Origin of the sequence: Streptomyces sp. 150FB (genome assembly GCF_000818195.1) — a bacterium.
Classification (GTDB): domain Bacteria; phylum Actinomycetota; class Actinomycetes; order Streptomycetales; family Streptomycetaceae; genus Streptomyces.
This window is the reverse complement of record NZ_JTHL01000001.1, coordinates 1,428,280-1,428,779: the sequence shown is the minus strand read 5'-3', so window position 1 is coordinate 1,428,779 and position 500 is coordinate 1,428,280. Positions and strand designations below refer to the sequence as shown.

The 500-nt window shown below is 73.8% G+C and carries 1 pseudogene; it reads right to left on the bottom strand.

Features of this window, described 5'->3' with window-relative positions:
• A pseudogene (locus QR77_RS48300) lies at positions 1 to 500 on the bottom strand (AfsR/SARP family transcriptional regulator); the annotation flags it as partial.

Here is a 500-nt window from a genome sequence, read left to right as displayed (position 1 = left end):
GCCGCGAGCCGCATCGCCGCCTGCGCCTCGCCCGCCGCCAGCGCGCCGCGCATCGCCGCGGCGATGTTGTCGTGCTCGGCCTCCAGCGTGGCCAGCCAGTCGAGCTGCTCGGCGCGGCGCAGGTGCGGCTCGGCGGTCTCGGTGAGTTCGGTGACATGGGCGAGGTGCGCGTGGCGCGCCAGGTCCGCTTCCCCCGCCTCATCGAGCCGCTGCCCGGCGTACTCCTTGATCGTGCCGATCATGCGGTAGCGCGGGGCGCTGCCGCCCTCGGCGAGCAGCAGAGACTTCTCGGTCAGCGTGGTGAGCAGCTCGATCACCTGCTCCCGCTCGATGACCTGCTCCCGCTCGACCGCGTCGCCCGCGCAGACCCGTTCGGCCGCTTCCAGACTCGCCCCGCCGGAGAACACCGAGAGCCTGCGCAGGACCGTCCGCTCGGCGTCGGTGAGCAGCTCCCAGCTCCAGTCGACCGCCGCGCGCAGAGTCTTGTGGCGGGGCAGCGC